The 14642-nt window shown below is 70.6% G+C and carries 13 protein-coding genes; all 13 read left to right on the top strand.

Going from position 1 to position 14642, the window contains the following annotated elements; translation table 11 throughout:
- Window positions 1-62: 62 nt before the first annotated feature.
- The 13 genes from C569_RS0121445 (at window position 63) to nuoL (ending at window position 14607) form a co-directional block, all read left to right on the top strand.
- Window positions 63-1373, top strand: coding sequence for a geranylgeranyl reductase family protein (locus tag C569_RS0121445; protein WP_026268460.1), 1311 nt, complete (start codon window positions 63-65; stop codon window positions 1371-1373).
- Between the two features lie 132 nt (window positions 1374-1505).
- The gene (locus C569_RS0121440; RefSeq protein WP_013283601.1) at window positions 1506-1871 is read left to right on the top strand and encodes an NADH-quinone oxidoreductase subunit A; all 366 of its coding nucleotides are present in this window, start codon (window positions 1506-1508) and stop codon (window positions 1869-1871) included.
- 11 nt (window positions 1872-1882) lie between these two features.
- Entirely contained in the window at window positions 1883-2563 is a 681-nt protein-coding gene (locus C569_RS0121435; RefSeq protein ID WP_013283602.1) for an NADH-quinone oxidoreductase subunit B family protein, read from the top strand.
- Window positions 2560-3294: an NADH-quinone oxidoreductase subunit C gene (locus tag C569_RS0121430; protein WP_018787809.1), complete on the top strand. Its 735-nt coding sequence runs from the start codon at window positions 2560-2562 to the stop codon at window positions 3292-3294. The genes C569_RS0121435 and C569_RS0121430 overlap by 4 nt, the downstream gene beginning before the upstream one ends.
- Window positions 3291-4616 (top strand): NADH-quinone oxidoreductase subunit D, encoded by a 1326-nt coding sequence (locus tag C569_RS0121425; RefSeq protein WP_018787808.1) that lies wholly within the window; start codon window positions 3291-3293, stop codon window positions 4614-4616. The genes C569_RS0121430 and C569_RS0121425 overlap by 4 nt, the downstream gene beginning before the upstream one ends.
- Entirely contained in the window at window positions 4613-5761 is a 1149-nt protein-coding gene (gene nuoE, locus C569_RS0121420) for an NADH-quinone oxidoreductase subunit NuoE (protein ID WP_018787807.1), read from the top strand. Before C569_RS0121425 ends, nuoE begins: the two co-directional genes overlap by 4 nt.
- A complete protein-coding gene (gene nuoF / locus C569_RS0121415; RefSeq protein ID WP_018787806.1) occupies window positions 5758-7074 on the top strand; it encodes an NADH-quinone oxidoreductase subunit NuoF in 1317 nt (438 codons plus the stop codon). Before nuoE ends, nuoF begins: the two co-directional genes overlap by 4 nt.
- Window positions 7074-9515, top strand: a complete 2442-nt coding sequence (locus C569_RS0121410; RefSeq protein ID WP_018787805.1) for an NADH-quinone oxidoreductase subunit G — start codon at window positions 7074-7076, stop codon at window positions 9513-9515. The genes nuoF and C569_RS0121410 overlap by 1 nt, the downstream gene beginning before the upstream one ends.
- Window positions 9512-10867, top strand: coding sequence for an NADH-quinone oxidoreductase subunit NuoH (gene nuoH, locus C569_RS0121405; RefSeq protein ID WP_018787804.1), 1356 nt, complete (start codon window positions 9512-9514; stop codon window positions 10865-10867). Before C569_RS0121410 ends, nuoH begins: the two co-directional genes overlap by 4 nt.
- 1 nt (window position 10868) lies before the next feature.
- Window positions 10869-11516, top strand: a complete 648-nt coding sequence (nuoI, locus tag C569_RS0121400) for an NADH-quinone oxidoreductase subunit NuoI (protein ID WP_018787803.1) — start codon at window positions 10869-10871, stop codon at window positions 11514-11516.
- Window positions 11513-12283, top strand: coding sequence for an NADH-quinone oxidoreductase subunit J (locus C569_RS0121395; protein WP_018787802.1), 771 nt, complete (start codon window positions 11513-11515; stop codon window positions 12281-12283). Before nuoI ends, C569_RS0121395 begins: the two co-directional genes overlap by 4 nt.
- A 55-nt stretch (window positions 12284-12338) precedes the next feature.
- Window positions 12339-12638, top strand: coding sequence for an NADH-quinone oxidoreductase subunit NuoK (gene nuoK / locus C569_RS0121390; protein ID WP_013283611.1), 300 nt, complete (start codon window positions 12339-12341; stop codon window positions 12636-12638).
- Between the two features lie 7 nt (window positions 12639-12645).
- Window positions 12646-14607, top strand: a complete 1962-nt coding sequence (nuoL, locus tag C569_RS0121385; protein WP_018787801.1) for an NADH-quinone oxidoreductase subunit L — start codon at window positions 12646-12648, stop codon at window positions 14605-14607.
- Window positions 14608-14642: the final 35 nt, after the last annotated feature.

The following is a 14642-nucleotide window of genomic DNA, read 5'->3' as shown; positions in this document are numbered from 1 at the left end:
GTCATAGACTCCAACCGGATCGGCTTGTGAAGCATTTCACGAGCATGCGGGAGGAGGCGCGGATGACCGCGGTGGAGAACGACGCCGACGTCATCGTCGTGGGCGCCGGTCCCGGAGGATCGGCCACGGCGTACCACCTGGCGCGGCACGGCGTACGCGTGCTGCTGCTGGAGAAGACTGAATTTCCCCGGGAGAAGGTCTGCGGTGACGGGCTCACGCCCCGGGCCGTGCGGCAGCTGATCCGGATGGGCGTCGTCGGCGGGAGCGCAGCGACCGGCGACAGTGCCGGCGCCGCCGCCGCCGAGGACGGCTGGCAGGTCAATCGGGGCCTGCGGGTGATCGGCGGCGGAGTACGCCTGGAACTGGACTGGCCCGACCTGGCCAGCTTCCCCAACTACGGCCTGGTGCGGACCCGGCTCGACTTCGACGACCTGCTCGTCCAGCGGGCGGTCGCCGCCGGGGCGAAGTTGCGCACCAGCGTCAACGTCCTCGGGCCGGTGCTCGGCGTCGACGACCGGGTCGTCGGCGTGCAGGCCGAGGTCGGCCCGGACAGGGAACCCGCCACGTTCCACGCGCCGCTCGTGGTCGCCGCCGACGGTGTCTCCGGCCGCTTCCCGCTCGCCCTCGGGCTGGCCAAGCGGGAGGACCGCCCGATCGGCGTGGCCGTCCGCCGCTACTACCGCTCGCCCGCCAAGCACGACGACGACTACCTGGAGTCCTGGCTGGAGCTGCGGGCCAAGGGCAGCGACGCGCTGCTGCCCGGGTACGGCTGGATCTTCGGCCTCGGCGACGGCCGGGTGAACGTCGGGCTGGGCGTGCTGAACTCCTCCTCGGCGTTCGGCAAGACGAACTACCGCAAGCTGCTCACCGACTGGCTCGCGAACACCCCCGAGGACTGGGGGATGACCGACGAGTCCAACGCGGAGGGTCCGATCCTCGGCGCCGCGCTGCCGATGGGCTTCAACCGGGTACCGCACTACACCCGCGGCGTGCTGCTCGTCGGCGACTCCGGCGGCATGGTCAACCCGTTCAACGGCGAGGGCATCGCGTACGCGATGGAGTCGGGCGAGATGGCCGCGGAGGTCGTGGTGCAGGCACTCGCCCGCCCGGCCGGCGCGGAGCGGGAGCGGGCGCTGATGGCGTACCCGCAGGAGCTGAAGGCCCGCTTCGGCGGCTACTACCGGCTCGGCGGCGTCTTCGTGAAGCTCATCGGCCGCCCCGAGATCATGCGGATGGCGACCAAGCACGGCATGCCGCACCCGATGCTCATGCGGTTCGTGCTCAAGCTGCTGGCCAACCTGACCGACCCGCGCGGCGGGGACGCGATGGACCGGGTCATCAACGCGATGACGAAGGTGGCCCCGGCCGTGTAGGAGACGACGGCCCGAGGCCGGACGCCCACGGGCCGGACAGAGATCGACCCCGCCGACCGAGGTCGTGAGGGACGTGAATAGTGTGATTTTGGCCAACCACCGAGGTCAGGGAAGGACGAGCAGGGGACAACGATGACGCTCTCTCCTTACGCACCCATCATCGGGCTGTTCGCCCTCGCTGCGGCGTTCGCGCTGTTCTCCGTGGCCGCTGCCCGACTCGCCGGTCCGCGGCGTCTGAACAAGGCCAAGCTCGAGGCGTACGAGTGTGGCATCGAGCCGAGCCCGCAGCCGGTCGGCGGCGGCCGGTTCCCGATCAAGTTCTACCTGACGGCGATGCTCTTCATCGTCTTCGACATCGAGATCATCTTCCTCTACCCCTGGGCGGTCTCCTTCGACGCTCTGCCGATCTTCGGCTTCGTGGAGATGGTCCTGTTCATCGTCGCGGTCTTCGTCGCATACGCCTACGTCTGGCGGCGCGGCGGCCTGGACTGGGACTGAGGAGGTAGCAGATGGGCATCGAGGAGAAACTCCCCTCCGGCGTCCTGCTCACCAGCGTCGAGAAGCTGGTCAACTGGACCCGGAAGACCTCGGTCTGGGGCGCCACGTTCGGTCTGGCCTGCTGCGCCATCGAGATGATGGCGGCGGGTGGCCCGCACTACGACATGGGCCGCTGGGGCATGGAGGTCTTCCGCGCCTCGCCCCGCCAGGCGGACCTGATGATCGTGGCCGGCCGGGTGAGCCAGAAGATGGCCCCGGTCCTGCGCCAGATCTACGACCAGATGGCCGAGCCCCGCTGGGTCATCTCGATGGGCGTCTGCGCCAGCAGCGGCGGCATGTTCAACAACTACGCCATCGTGCAGGGCGTCGACCACGTGGTCCCGGTCGACATGTACCTCCCCGGCTGCCCGCCCCGGCCGGAGATGCTCATCGACGCGGTGCTCAAGCTGCGCGAGAAGATCATGCACGAGCCGCTGGGCCCGAACGGCCGCAAGATGCTGGAGGCCCGCCAGGCGCGCGGTGACGTGCCGGTGGTGCCGTACGGCTCGATGCCGTCGTCGTACCGCAGCGACAAGGCCCGGCGTGCCGAGTGGACGAAGGCGGTCCGCGAGGGGCGCGAGGAGCAGCTGCGGATCGAGAACTGGATGAAGGCGCAGAACCACCTCCAGGCGTCGCATAGGGGCCCGAAATGACCACTCCGAACGACAAGACCAACGACGGCGGGGTGCCGGTACCCACCACCCCGGCCGGCGCCAGCTCGACCGCCCCGGCGGAGTACCCGCCGGCCAGCCCGGCCGGCCGGGGCATGTTCGGCAACCAGGGCACCGGTGACGTCTCCGGCTACGGCGGCCTGGTCCGCCCGCGAAAGCCGATCGAGGAGGCGGCCCGGCCGTACGGGAGCTACTTCGACGAGGTGCGGGACGCGCTGGAGGAGGCGTACCCGGACTTCGGCGACGCGATCGAGAAGGTCGTGGTCGACCGGGGCGAGCTGACCCTGCACGTCCGCCCGGAGCGGATCGCCGAGGTCTGCCAGGTGATGCGCGACGACCTCGCGCTGCGCTTCGAGCTGCTCTCCTCGCTGTCCGGCGTGGACTACCTGGGTGCGGAGCGCCGCCTGCACGTGGTCTACCAGCTCACCTCGATGACCTACCGGCGCATGGTCCGGCTGGAGGTGGCGGTCTCCGCCGAACAGCCGCACGTCCCGAGCGTCACCGCCGTCTACCCGACCGCCGACTGGCAGGAGCGGGAGGCGTACGACATGTTCGGCGTCGTCTTCGACGGCCACCCCGCCCTGACCCGGATCCTCATGCCGGACGACTGGGAGGGGTACCCGCAGCGCAAGGACTACCCGCTGGGCGGCGTCCCCGTCGAGTACAAGGGTGCGGAGATCCCCCCGCCGGACCGTAGGAGGTCCTACCAATGACCACGTCGAACTACGCGACCGAGCGCGAGACGACCGAGGGCAAGGTCTTCACCGTCACCGGTGGGGACTGGGACGAGGTCGTCTCCGGCACGGACCCGATCAACGACGAGCGGATCGTCGTCAACATGGGTCCGCAGCACCCGTCCACCCACGGCGTGCTGCGGCTGGTCCTGGAGCTGGAGGGCGAGACGGTCCGCGAGGCCCGCTCGGTCGTCGGCTACCTGCACACCGGCATCGAGAAGAACCTGGAGTACCGCAACTGGGTCCAGGGCTCGACGTTCGTGACCCGGATGGACTACCTCTCGCCGCTGTTCAACGAGACGGCGTACGCGCTCGCGGTGGAGAAGCTGCTCGGGATCACCGACGACATCACCGAGCGGGCCACCACCATCCGCGTGCTGATGATGGAGCTCAACCGCGTCTCGTCGCACCTGGTCTGGCTGGCGACCACCGCCATGGAGCTGGGCGCGATCAACATGATGTTGTACGGCTTCCGCGAGCGGGAGTACGTCCTCGACATCTTCGAGACCATCACCGGCCTGCGGATGAACCACGCGTACGTGCGGCCGGGCGGCGTGGCGCAGGACGTGCCGGACGACGCGATCCGCAAGATCCGTGACTTCCTCACGCTGATGCCGAAGCGGCTCAAGGAGTACGAGAACCTGCTGTCCGGCCAGCCGATCTGGCTGGAGCGTACGCAGCACGTGGCGGTGCTCGACGTGACCGCCTGCATGGCGCTCGGCGTCACCGGCCCGGTGCTGCGGTCCGCGGGCCTCGCCTGGGACCTGCGCAAGACCATGCCGTACTGCGGGTACGAGACGTACGAGTTCGACGTGCCTACCCACACCGACGGTGACGTGTGGGGCCGCTACCTGGTCCGGGTGGCGGAGATCCGCGAGTCGCTGAAGCTGATCGAGCAGGCGCTGGACCGCCTGAAGCCCGGCCCGGTGATGGTGTCCGACAAGAAGATCGCCTGGCCGGCGCAGCTGGCCATCGGCGTGGACGGCATGGGCAACTCGCTGGAGCACGTCGCGAAGATCATGGGTCAGTCGATGGAGTCGCTGATCCACCACTTCAAGCTCGTCACCGAGGGTTTCCGGGTTCCGCCGGGCCAGGTGTACGTCGGCATCGAGTCGCCCCGTGGCGAGCTGGGCGTGCACGCGGTGTCCGACGGCGGCACCCGGCCCTACCGGGTGCACTACCGGGAGCCGAGCTTCGTCAACCTCCAGGCCCTCCCGGCGATGGCCGAGGGCGGCCTGATCGCCGACGTGATCGCCGGCGGCGCCTCGCTGGACCCCGTGATGGGTGGTTGTGACCGATGAGCTTTTCCGAAACGACTCGCGCCCGGGCCCGGGAGATCATCGCCCGGTACCCGGCGGACCGGTCCCGCTCGGCGCTGCTGCCGCTGCTGCACCTGGTCCAGTCCGAGGAGGGCTACGTGTCCCCGGCCGGCGTCGAGTTCTGCGCCGAGGTGCTCGGGCTCAACAAGGCCCAGGTCGGCGCCGTCGCCACCTTCTACACCATGTACAAGCGCAAGCCCACCGGCGACTACCTGGTGAGCGTCTGCACAAACACCATGTGCGACGTGCTCGGCGGGCAGAAGGTCTACGACACCCTCGCCGAGCACCTCGGCGTGGGGCACGAGGAGACCACCGCCGACGGGAGGATCACCCTGGAGCACGCCGAGTGCCTGGCGGCGTGCGACTACGGCCCGGTGATGACAGTCAACTACGACTTCTTCGACAACGTGGAGCCGCAGGCCGCGCTCGACGTGGTCGAGGAGCTGCGCGCCGGCGGCCGGCCGATGCCGACCCGCGGGGCGCGGCTGTGCACGCTCAAGGAGATGGCGGTCCAGCTCGCCGGTTTCGCCGACGAGCGCGACGGCGCGGTGGCCGACGGCGGGCCGGGCGAGCCGAGCCTGCGCGGCCTGCGCCTGGCCGAGCAGCACGGCGTCTCGGTGCCGGGCTTCGACCCGAAGACCCCGATCCGCAGCAAGGCCGAGGCCGACCGGGACGCCGCCGAGGCGAAGGCGAAGGCCGAGGCCACGAAGCCGGCCCCCGCGCCCGAGCCGGCCAAGACCGCCGAGCCGGCCAAGACCGCCGAGCAGGCCAAGACCGCCGAGCAGGCCTTGCCGGAGGCGGCCACGGGCAGCACCGCGCCGGACGTGAAGGCACCGGACGACAAGTCGCCGCAGGTGCGTACCGCGGAGACCCGGCAGCCGGACGCGAGCACCCCGGTGCCGGACGCGCCCGGCACCAAGGTCCCGGTGGACGGCCCGGCCCCGGCGTCCCGCGACGCGCGGGCGGCGGAGGCTGCCGGCGTGGCGGCGAACCCGCCGGCCGGCGACGGCAAGCCCGCCGGCGACGCGGCCGGCGCGCAGGAGCGCAACCTCAAGGAAGCGGAGTCCGGTACGGGCGCGGACGGCGCCGACCCGGCGGACGCGAACGGATCGGGGGTCCGGAAGTGACCACTCCTCGGCCGGAGACGCTGGCCAAGCTCACGCCGGTGCTGACCAAGCGCTGGCTGTCGCCGGACGCGTGGCGGCTCGGCACCTACGAGAAGCTGGACGGCTACGCCGCCCTGCGTAAGGCGCTCAAGGCGCACCCGGACGACCTGATCCAGCTGATCAAGGACTCCGGACTGCGCGGCCGGGGCGGCGCGGGCTTCCCGACCGGCCTCAAGTGGGGCTTCATCCCGCAGGGCGACGGGAAGCCTCATTATCTCGTGGTGAACGCCGACGAGGGCGAGCCGGGCACCTGCAAGGACCTGCCGCTGATGACCCACGACCCGCACTCGCTGGTCGAGGGCGTCATCATCGCCTCGTACGCGATCCGGGCCAACCGGGCGTACATCTACATCCGCGGCGAGGCGGTGCACGCCGCCCGGCGGCTGCGCAGCGCGGTCGCCGAGGCGTACGCCAAGGGTTATCTCGGCCGGAACGTCCTCGGCTCGGGATTCGACCTGGAGCTGGTGGTGCACTCAGGCGCCGGGGCGTACATCTGCGGTGAGGAGACCGCGCTGCTGGACTCGCTGGAGGGTTTCCGGGGTCAGCCCCGGCTGCGCCCCCCGTTCCCGGCGACCCACGGCCTGTACGCCAGCCCGACCGTGGTCAACAACGTCGGCACCATCGCCAGCGTGCCGTACATCGTGCTCGGTGGCGCGGACTGGTGGAAGACGATGGGCACGGAGAAGTCGTCCGGCCCGATGATCTACTCGCTGTCCGGCCGGATCGCCGACCCCGGCCAGTACGAGTGCTCGATGGGCATCACGTTGCGCGAGCTGATCGAGCTGGCCGGCGGCATGAAGCCCGGGCACAACCTGAAGTTCTGGACCCCGGGTGGCTCGTCGACGCCGCTGCTGACCGCCGAGCACCTGGACGTGCCGCTGGACTTCGAGGGGGTGGCGGGGGCCGGCTCGATCCTGGGCACCACCGCCACGCAGATCTTCTCCGACCAGGACTGCCCGGTGTACGCGACCTACCGGTGGCTGGAGTTCTACCACCACGAGTCGTGCGGCAAGTGCACCCCGTGCCGGGAGGGCAACTACTGGATGGTCCGGGTCTACCGGCGCATCCTGTCCGGCCAGGGCACCCACGAGGACCTGGACACCCTGCTCGACACCTGCGACAACATCCTCGGCCGCTCGTTCTGCGGTCTGGGTGACGGCGCGACCAGCTCGGTGACCTCGTCGCTGAAGTACTTCAAGCAGGACTACCTCGACTACATCGAGGGACGTACCGCGCCGAAGCTGTCGGACAAGCAGCTGGTGGGAGCCCACTAATGACCGACGTAGCCAAGCAGACCGAGACCGTCACGCTGACCATCGACGGCGTCGAGGTCACCGCGCCCAAGGGCGCGCTGCTGATCCGCGTCGCCGAGCAGCTCGGCACCGAGATCCCGCGCTTCTGCGACCACCCGCTGCTGGCCCCGGCCGGCGCCTGCCGGCAGTGCCTGGTGGAGGTGGAGGGCCAGCGCAAGCCGGTCGCCTCCTGCACCCAGACCGTCGCCGACGGCATGGTGGTGCGCACGCAGCTCACCTCCCCGGTCGCCAAGAAGGCCCAGGAGGGGGTGATGGAGCTGCTGCTCCTCAACCACCCCCTGGACTGCCCGATGTGTGACAAGGGCGGCGAGTGCCCGCTGCAGAACCAGGCGATGTCCACCGGCCGGACGGACTCGCGGTTCCACGAGCACAAGCGGGAGTACCCGAAGCCGCTGCCGATCAGCACCCAGGTGCTGCTCGACCGCGAGCGTTGCGTGCTCTGCCAGCGGTGCACCCGGTTCTCCGAGGAGATCGCCGGGGACAAGTTCATCGACCTGATGGGACGCTCCTCGCACGAGGAGATCAACATCTACCGGGACGACGCGTACGGCGAGGAGGGCGACGAGGGGGACGTCCCGTTCAACTCGTACTTCTCCGGCAACACCGTGCAGATCTGCCCCGTGGGCGCGCTCACCGGCGCGCAGTACCGGTTCCGGGCCCGCCCGTTCGACCTGGTCTCCACGCCCAGCGTCTGCGAGCACTGCTCCGCCGGCTGCGCGCAGCGCACCGACTGGCGGCGCGGCAAGGTGCTGCGCCGGCTGGCCGGCGACGACCCGGCGGTGAACGAGGAGTGGAACTGCGACAAGGGCCGCTGGGGCTTCCAGTACACCCGCGCGTTCGACCGGATCAGCACCCCGATGGTGCGCGACGAGAAGACCGGTGAGCTGCGCGAGGCGTCCTGGAGCGAGGCGCTGACCCGGGCCGCCGAGGGGCTGCGCGCGGCCCGCGACGGCGCGACCGGCACTGCGGTGCTGACCGGCGGCCGGCTCACCGTCGAGGACGCCTACGCGTACGCGAAGTTCGCCCGGGTCGCGCTGCACACCAACGACATCGACTTCCGGGCCCGCCCGGTCTCCCGCGAGGAGGCCGACTTCCTGGCCAGCAGCGTCGCCGGGGTCACCGACGTGACCTACACGGACGTGGAGAACGCGCCCGCCGTGGTGCTGGTCGGCCTGGAGCCGGAGGAGGAGTGCCCGATCCTCTTCCTGCGGCTGCGCAAGGCGTACCTGAAGAAGAAGCTCACCGTGTACGCGCTCGCGCCGTTCGCCACCCGCGGCCTGGAGAAGCTCGGGGCGAAGCTGGCCCGGGTGGTGCCCGGCGAGGAGGCCGGCGTGCTGGCCGAGCACGCCACGGTGGCCGAGGCGCTGGGCCGGCCCGGCGCGATCCTGATCGTCGGCGAGCGCCTGGCCGAGGTGCCGGGCGGGCTGTCGGCGGCGGCGGACGTCGCCCGGCGTACCGGTGCCCGGCTGGTCTGGGTGCCGCGGCGCGCGGGTGACCGTGGCGCTGTCGACGCGGGCTGCCTGCCGAACCTGCTCCCCGGCGGCCGGGTCGTCACCGAGCCGGCCGCGCGCGCGGAGCTGGGCGAGGCGTGGGACATCCCGGCCGGGGTGATCCCGAGCCAGGCCGGCCGCGACACCGACGGAATCCTCACCGCCGCCGCGAACGGCCGGCTCGGCGCCCTGGTGGTGGCCGGCGTCGACCCGGCCGACCTGGCCGACCCGCGCCTGGCCGAGGCGGCCCTCGACGCGGTGCCGTTCCTGGTCAGCCTGGAACTGCGGATGAGCGCGGTGTCCCGCCGCGCCGACGTGGTCCTGCCGGTCGCGCCGGTGGTCGAGAAGTCCGGCAGCTTCCTGGACTGGGAGGGCCGGCTGCGCACGTTCGAGAAGGTGCTGGACACCGGCGCGATGACCGACGCCCGGATCCTCGACGCGATCGCCGCGCAGCTCGACGTGCGGCTCGGCACCGGCGACGTGCCGGCCGTCCGCCGCGAGCTGGGCGCGCTGCCGCGTACCCGGGTCGAGCGCCCGTCGGCCCCCTCGGTCGAGCCGGCCGCCGTGCGGCAGCCCGGACCGGGCGAGGCAGTGCTCGCCACCTGGCACCAGCTGATCGACCTGGGCAGCCTCACCGACGGCGACGAGCACCTCGCCGGCACCGCCCGCCCGCCGGTGGTCCGGCTCGGCAAGGGCACCGCCGAAGCGGTGGGCGTCGCCGACGGTGACCCGGTCACGGTGGGCACCGACCGCGGCGCGATCACGCTGCCGGCGGCGATCACCGAGATGCCCGACGGCGTCGTCTGGCTGCCGACCAACTCACCCGGCTCCACCGTGCGGCGCGGCCTCGGCGCGACGTCCGGCGACGTGGTGAGCGTCTCCGCAGTCGGGAACGAAAGGTGGGTGCAGTGAATCCCGTCATCCTCGCGGCGCAGGACCCGACGCTTGCCGACTTCGGCAAGGACCCGTGGTGGCTGGTCCTCGGCAAGATCCTGTTCGCGTTCGTCGTCGCCGTGGCGGCCACGCTGCTCGGCGTCTGGTTCGAACGCCGGGTCGTGGGCCGCATGGCGGTGCGGCCCGGCCCCAACCAAGCCGGCCCGTTCGGTCTGCTCCAGACGCTCGCCGACGGCGTGAAGCTGGCCTTCAAGGAGGACATCCTCCCGCGCAAGGCCGACAAGGTCGTCTACTTCTTCGCTCCGGTGATCTCCGTGGTCTGCGCGGTCACCGCGCTGTCGGTGATCCCGTTCGGGCCGATGGTGAGCATCTTCGGGCACCGCACGCCGCTCCAGGTCACCGACGTGTCGGTGGCGGTGCTGGTGGTGTTGGCCTTCTCCTCGCTCGCCGTGTACGGCATCGTGCTCGGCGGCTGGGCCAGCGGCTCCACCTACCCGCTGCTCGGCGGTCTGCGCTCGGCGGCCCAGCTGGTCTCGTACGAGGTCACCATGGGCCTGAGCGTGGTCGCGGTCTTCATGACCGCGGGCACCATGTCGACGAGTGGGATCGTCGCCCAGCAGGGCGACGGCACGCGGCTGAGCATCGGCGGCTTCGACCTCGCCGCGCCCGGCTGGTACGCGATCCTGCTGCTGCCCAGCTTCATCATGTTCTTCATCGCCATCGTCGGTGAGACGAACCGGGCGCCGTTCGACCTGCCCGAGGCGGAGTCGGAGCTGGTGGCCGGCTTCCAGACCGAGTACAGCTCGCTGAAGTTCGCGCTGTTCATGCTCAGCGAGTACGTCGCGATGGTGACCATGTCGGCGTTCACCGTGACGCTGTTCCTTGGCGGCTGGCACGCCCCGTGGCCGATCACGATCTGGTCGGGCGCCAACGAGGGCTGGTGGCCGATGCTGTGGTTCTTCGGCAAGGTCATCATGCTCGTGTTCGTCTTCGTCTGGCTGCGCGGCACGCTGCCCCGGCTCCGGTACGACCAGTTCATGCGGTTCGGCTGGAAGGTGCTGCTGCCGCTGAACCTGGTCTGGATCATGGTGCTCGCCGGGCTGCGCTCGATCGAGGACTGGCAGGCCCGGGACCGGTTGCTCGTCACCGCCGTCGGCGCGGGCGTGCTGCTGCTGGCCACGCTGTTCTGGCCGGCGCGGAAGAAGGAGCCGAAGCCGTCGCTGCAGGAGCAGGCGGACACCCGGCCGTACGGCAGCTTCCCGCTGCCGCCGATGGATCTTCAGGTTCCGCCGAGCCCGCGTACGAAGCGCGTGCTCGCCGAGCGGGAGCCGGCCAACGTCGTCGCCGGCCCGGACTCCAGGGAGGTGTGACGTGGGCGCGATCACCGGAACGTTCAAGGGCTTCGGTGTCACCTTCTCGCACATGTTCAAGAAGGTCGTCACCACCGACTACCCGTTCAAGCCGCCGGTCTCGGCGCCGCGCTACCACGGGCGGCACATCCTCAACCGGCACCCGGACGGGCTGGAGAAGTGCATCGGCTGCGAGCTGTGCGCCTGGGCCTGCCCGGCCGACGCGATCTACGTGGAGGGTGGCGACAACACCGAGGAGCAGCGCTTCTCCCCGGGTGAGCGGTACGCCAGCACCTACCAGATCAACTACGCCCGGTGCATCTTCTGCGGGCTCTGCATCGAGGCCTGCCCGACCCGTTCGCTCACCATGAGCAACGAGTACGAGCTGGCCCGGGACAACCGGCAGGACCTGATCTTCACCAAGGAACAGCTGCTCGCGCCGCTGCTCGAAGGCATGGAGCAGCCGCCGCACCCGATGCGGCTGGGCGACAGCGAGAAGGACTACTACGTCGGCGCGCTCACCAACCCGGGCACCTCGGCCGGCGCCGAGCGCTCGCCGATGGGCCCCGGCCGGTACCGGGTGGAGGAGCACCCCGGTGTGACCTTCCCCGGCGCCGAGCAGGCCGAGCAGCGCTCCGCCGCCGCGGCGGGCAAGGAGGGCAAGGCATGACCTCGGCAACGGTGCTCGCCGCCGCCGGCCAGGTGTCCGGGGGTGAGGAGGTCACCTTCTGGATCCTCGCGCCGCTGGCCCTGCTCGGGGCGGTCGGCATGGTGTGGGCCCGCAACGCGGTCCACTCCGCACTCTGGCTGGTGCTGACCATGCTCTGCCTGGGCGTGTTCTACGTGCTCCAGGCCGGGCCGTTCATCGGCATGGTGCAGATCATCGTCTACACCGGCGCGATCATGATGCTGTTCCTGTTCGTGCTGATGCTCGTCGGCCGGGACGCGTCCGACTCGCTCATCGAGACGCTGCGCGGCCAGCGGGTCGCGGCCGTGGTCCTCGGGCTCGGCTTCGCCGGCCTGGTCGGCACCGGCCTCTACCGCGCCCTCGACGGCGTCCAGGCGGTCGGGCTCGACCAGGCCAACGGCGAGGGCAACGTGCAGGGCATCGCCCGGCTGCTGTTCACCAAGTACGTCTTCGCCTTCGAGCTGACCTCGGCGCTGCTGATCACCGCCGCCATCGGCGCGATGGTGCTGGCGCACGTGGAGCGGCGCAAGGCGGACCGGATGGACCAGATCGCCACCATGAAGGCGCGGTTCCGCCCCGGCAACTACCCCGGACCGAAGCCTGGCCCGGGTGTCTACGCCACGTCCTCCTCGGTGGCCACCCCGGCCCGTCTGCCCGACGGGCGGCTGACCGACCGCAGCATCCCGGAGATCATGCCGGTGCGTGAGCTGACGGCCGAGGAGACCGCACCGAAGGGGACTGATCGGTGAGCGCGAGGAGTGCAGCGAAGCGGAGCCCCGCAGTCGCGAACGAAAGGCTGGCACCGTGACCCCGGACTACTACCTCATCCTCGCGGCGGTGCTGTTCACCATCGGCGCCGTGGGCGTGCTCGTCCGGCGCAACGCGATCGTGCTGTTCATGTGCATCGAGCTGATGCTCAACGCGGCCAACCTGACCCTGGTCACGTTCAGCCGGATCAACGGTGACCTGAACGGCCAGATCATGGCGTTCTTCGTGATGGTGGTGGCGGCGGCCGAGGTCGTGGTCGGGCTCGCGATCATCATGGCGATCTTCCGGACCCGGCGCTCGGCCAGCGTCGACGACGCCAACCTGCTGAAGTACTGAGGGGCTCGTGGTGGAACAGATTCTGACGATCGCCCAGTCTGAGCCAGCCGAAGCCGTCACCTTCGCCACGGCGGACGGGATGCTGGGCACGGTCTGGCTGCTGGTGGCGATCCCGCTGGTCAGCGCGGCGATCCTGCTGCTGCTCGGCAAGCGGGCCGACCGCTGGGGCCACTGGCTGGGCGTGGGCGCCATCGGTACCGCCTTCGTGCTCGGGCTCACCTACTTCCTCCAGCTCCGCGGCCTGGAGAACAAGCAGGTCGAGCTGAGCCTCTGGGACTTCATGGCGGTCGGCGACCTGCGGGTGGACTTCGGTCTGCTCTTCGACCCGCTGGCTGCGGTCTTCGTCCTGCTGATCACCGGGGTGGGCTTCCTGATCCACCTCTACGCCGTGGAGTACATGGCGCACGACGTGGGCCGGCGACTGTTCTTCGCGTACTTCAACCTGTTCGTCGCCGCCATGCTGCTGCTGGTGCTCGGCAACAACTACGTGATGCTCTACTTCGGCTGGGAGGGCGTCGGCCTGGCGTCGTACCTGCTGATCTCCTTCTGGTACGGGCGGCCCAGCGCGGCCACCGCCGGCAAGAAGGCGTTCCTGATGAACCGGGTCGGCGACGCCGGCCTGGCCATCGGCATCTTCATCATGTTCGCCATGCTCGGCACCACCCAGTACGACGAGGTGTTCAACGGGGTCGGTTCGCTGACCTCGACCACCGTGCTGGTGCTCGGCCTGCTGCTCCTGCTCGGCGCCGCCGGCAAGTCCGGTCAGTTCCCGCTCCAGGCGTGGTTGCCGGACGCGATGGAGGGCCCGACCCCGGTGTCCGCGCTCATCCACGCGGCCACCATGGTCACCGCGGGCGTCTACCTGATCGCCCGCTCCAACGCGATCTTCTCGGCCAACGAGACGCTCCAGCTCGTGGTGGTCAGCGTCGGCGCGCTCACGCTGCTGATGGGCTGCATCATCGGCGCGGCCAAGGACGACATCAAGCGCGTGCTGGCCTGGTCGACGGTGAGCCAGATCGGCTACATGTTCCTCGGCGTCGGTCTCGGCGGCGGCGCGTACGCGCTGGCCATCGTGCACCTGCTGGCGCACGGCTTCTTCAAGGCCAACATGTTCCTCGGCGCCGGCTCGGTCATGCACGGCATGAACGACCAGGTGGACATCCGCCGTTTCGGCGGGCTGTCCAAGTACATGAAGGTCACCTGGCTGACGTTCATGATGGGCTGGCTCGCCATCATCGGCATGTTCCCGTTCTCCGGCTACTTCTCCAAGGAGCCGATCATCGTGGCCGCGTTCGAGCGGGAGGGCTGGACGGCCTGGCTGTTCGGCATGGCCGCGCTGCTCGGCGCCGGGCTCACCGCGTTCTACATGACGCGGCTGTTCGTGCTCACGTTCCACGGGCCGAAGCGCTGGACCGAGGACATCGAGCACCCGCACGAGTCGCCGAAGCTGATGACCGTCCCGCTGATCCTGCTGGCGGTCGGCTCGGTCGGAGCGGGCTTCCTGCTCGCCACCTCCGTACCGGACTGGCTCAGCGCCACCAACGGGCTCGCCGCGGAGAGCGGGGAGCACGCGCCGGTGCTGGCGCACTGGCTGCTCACCGCGCTGTCGCTGCTGGTCACCGTGCTGGGCGCCGGGCTGGCCTGGTTCCTGTTCCGCGCCGGTACGGCCACCGAGCCGCAGCCGGCCGGCGTGGTGGTCACCGCCGCTCGCCGGAACCTCTACACGGACGCCTTCAACGAGGCGGTCTTCGAGAAGCCGGGCATCTTCCTCACCCGGGCGCTGGTGTTCCTCGACAACCGGGGCGTCGACGGGCTGGTCAACGGCCTGGCCGCCGCCGTGGGCGGGGGCTCGGGCCGGCTCCGGCGGCTCCAGACCGGCTTCGTGCGGTCGTACGCGACCTCGATCCTGACCGGCGCGCTGCTCGTGGTGGCGGCGTTCCTGGCGGTGCAGGCGGGGTGGCTGGCGTGATCGACAGCAACGCGGCCGCCCCCGCCGGCGGGCCA

Source organism: Micromonospora sp. CNB394 (assembly GCF_000374985.1).
GTDB lineage: Bacteria > Actinomycetota > Actinomycetes > Mycobacteriales > Micromonosporaceae > Micromonospora > Micromonospora marina.
Note: the sequence above shows the minus strand (reverse complement) of the source record. Positions and strands in the feature narration are given on the sequence as shown.

Excerpts from the sequence above, each read along its gene's own strand:
- C569_RS0121395 (WP_018787802.1), top strand. The coding sequence starts at position 11,513 with ATGACCTCGGCAACGGTGCTCGCCGCCGCCGGCCAGGTGTCCGGGGGT.
- C569_RS0121440 (WP_013283601.1), top strand. The coding sequence starts at position 1,506 with ATGACGCTCTCTCCTTACGCACCCATCATCGGGCTGTTCGCCCTCGCT.
- C569_RS0121410 (WP_018787805.1), top strand. The coding sequence starts at position 7,074 with ATGACCGACGTAGCCAAGCAGACCGAGACCGTCACGCTGACCATCGAC.
- nuoE (WP_018787807.1), top strand. The coding sequence starts at position 4,613 with ATGAGCTTTTCCGAAACGACTCGCGCCCGGGCCCGGGAGATCATCGCC.
- C569_RS0121425 (WP_018787808.1), top strand. The coding sequence starts at position 3,291 with ATGACCACGTCGAACTACGCGACCGAGCGCGAGACGACCGAGGGCAAG.
- C569_RS0121430 (WP_018787809.1), top strand. The coding sequence starts at position 2,560 with ATGACCACTCCGAACGACAAGACCAACGACGGCGGGGTGCCGGTACCC.
- C569_RS0121435 (WP_013283602.1), top strand. The coding sequence starts at position 1,883 with ATGGGCATCGAGGAGAAACTCCCCTCCGGCGTCCTGCTCACCAGCGTC.
- C569_RS0121445 (WP_026268460.1), top strand. The coding sequence starts at position 63 with ATGACCGCGGTGGAGAACGACGCCGACGTCATCGTCGTGGGCGCCGGT.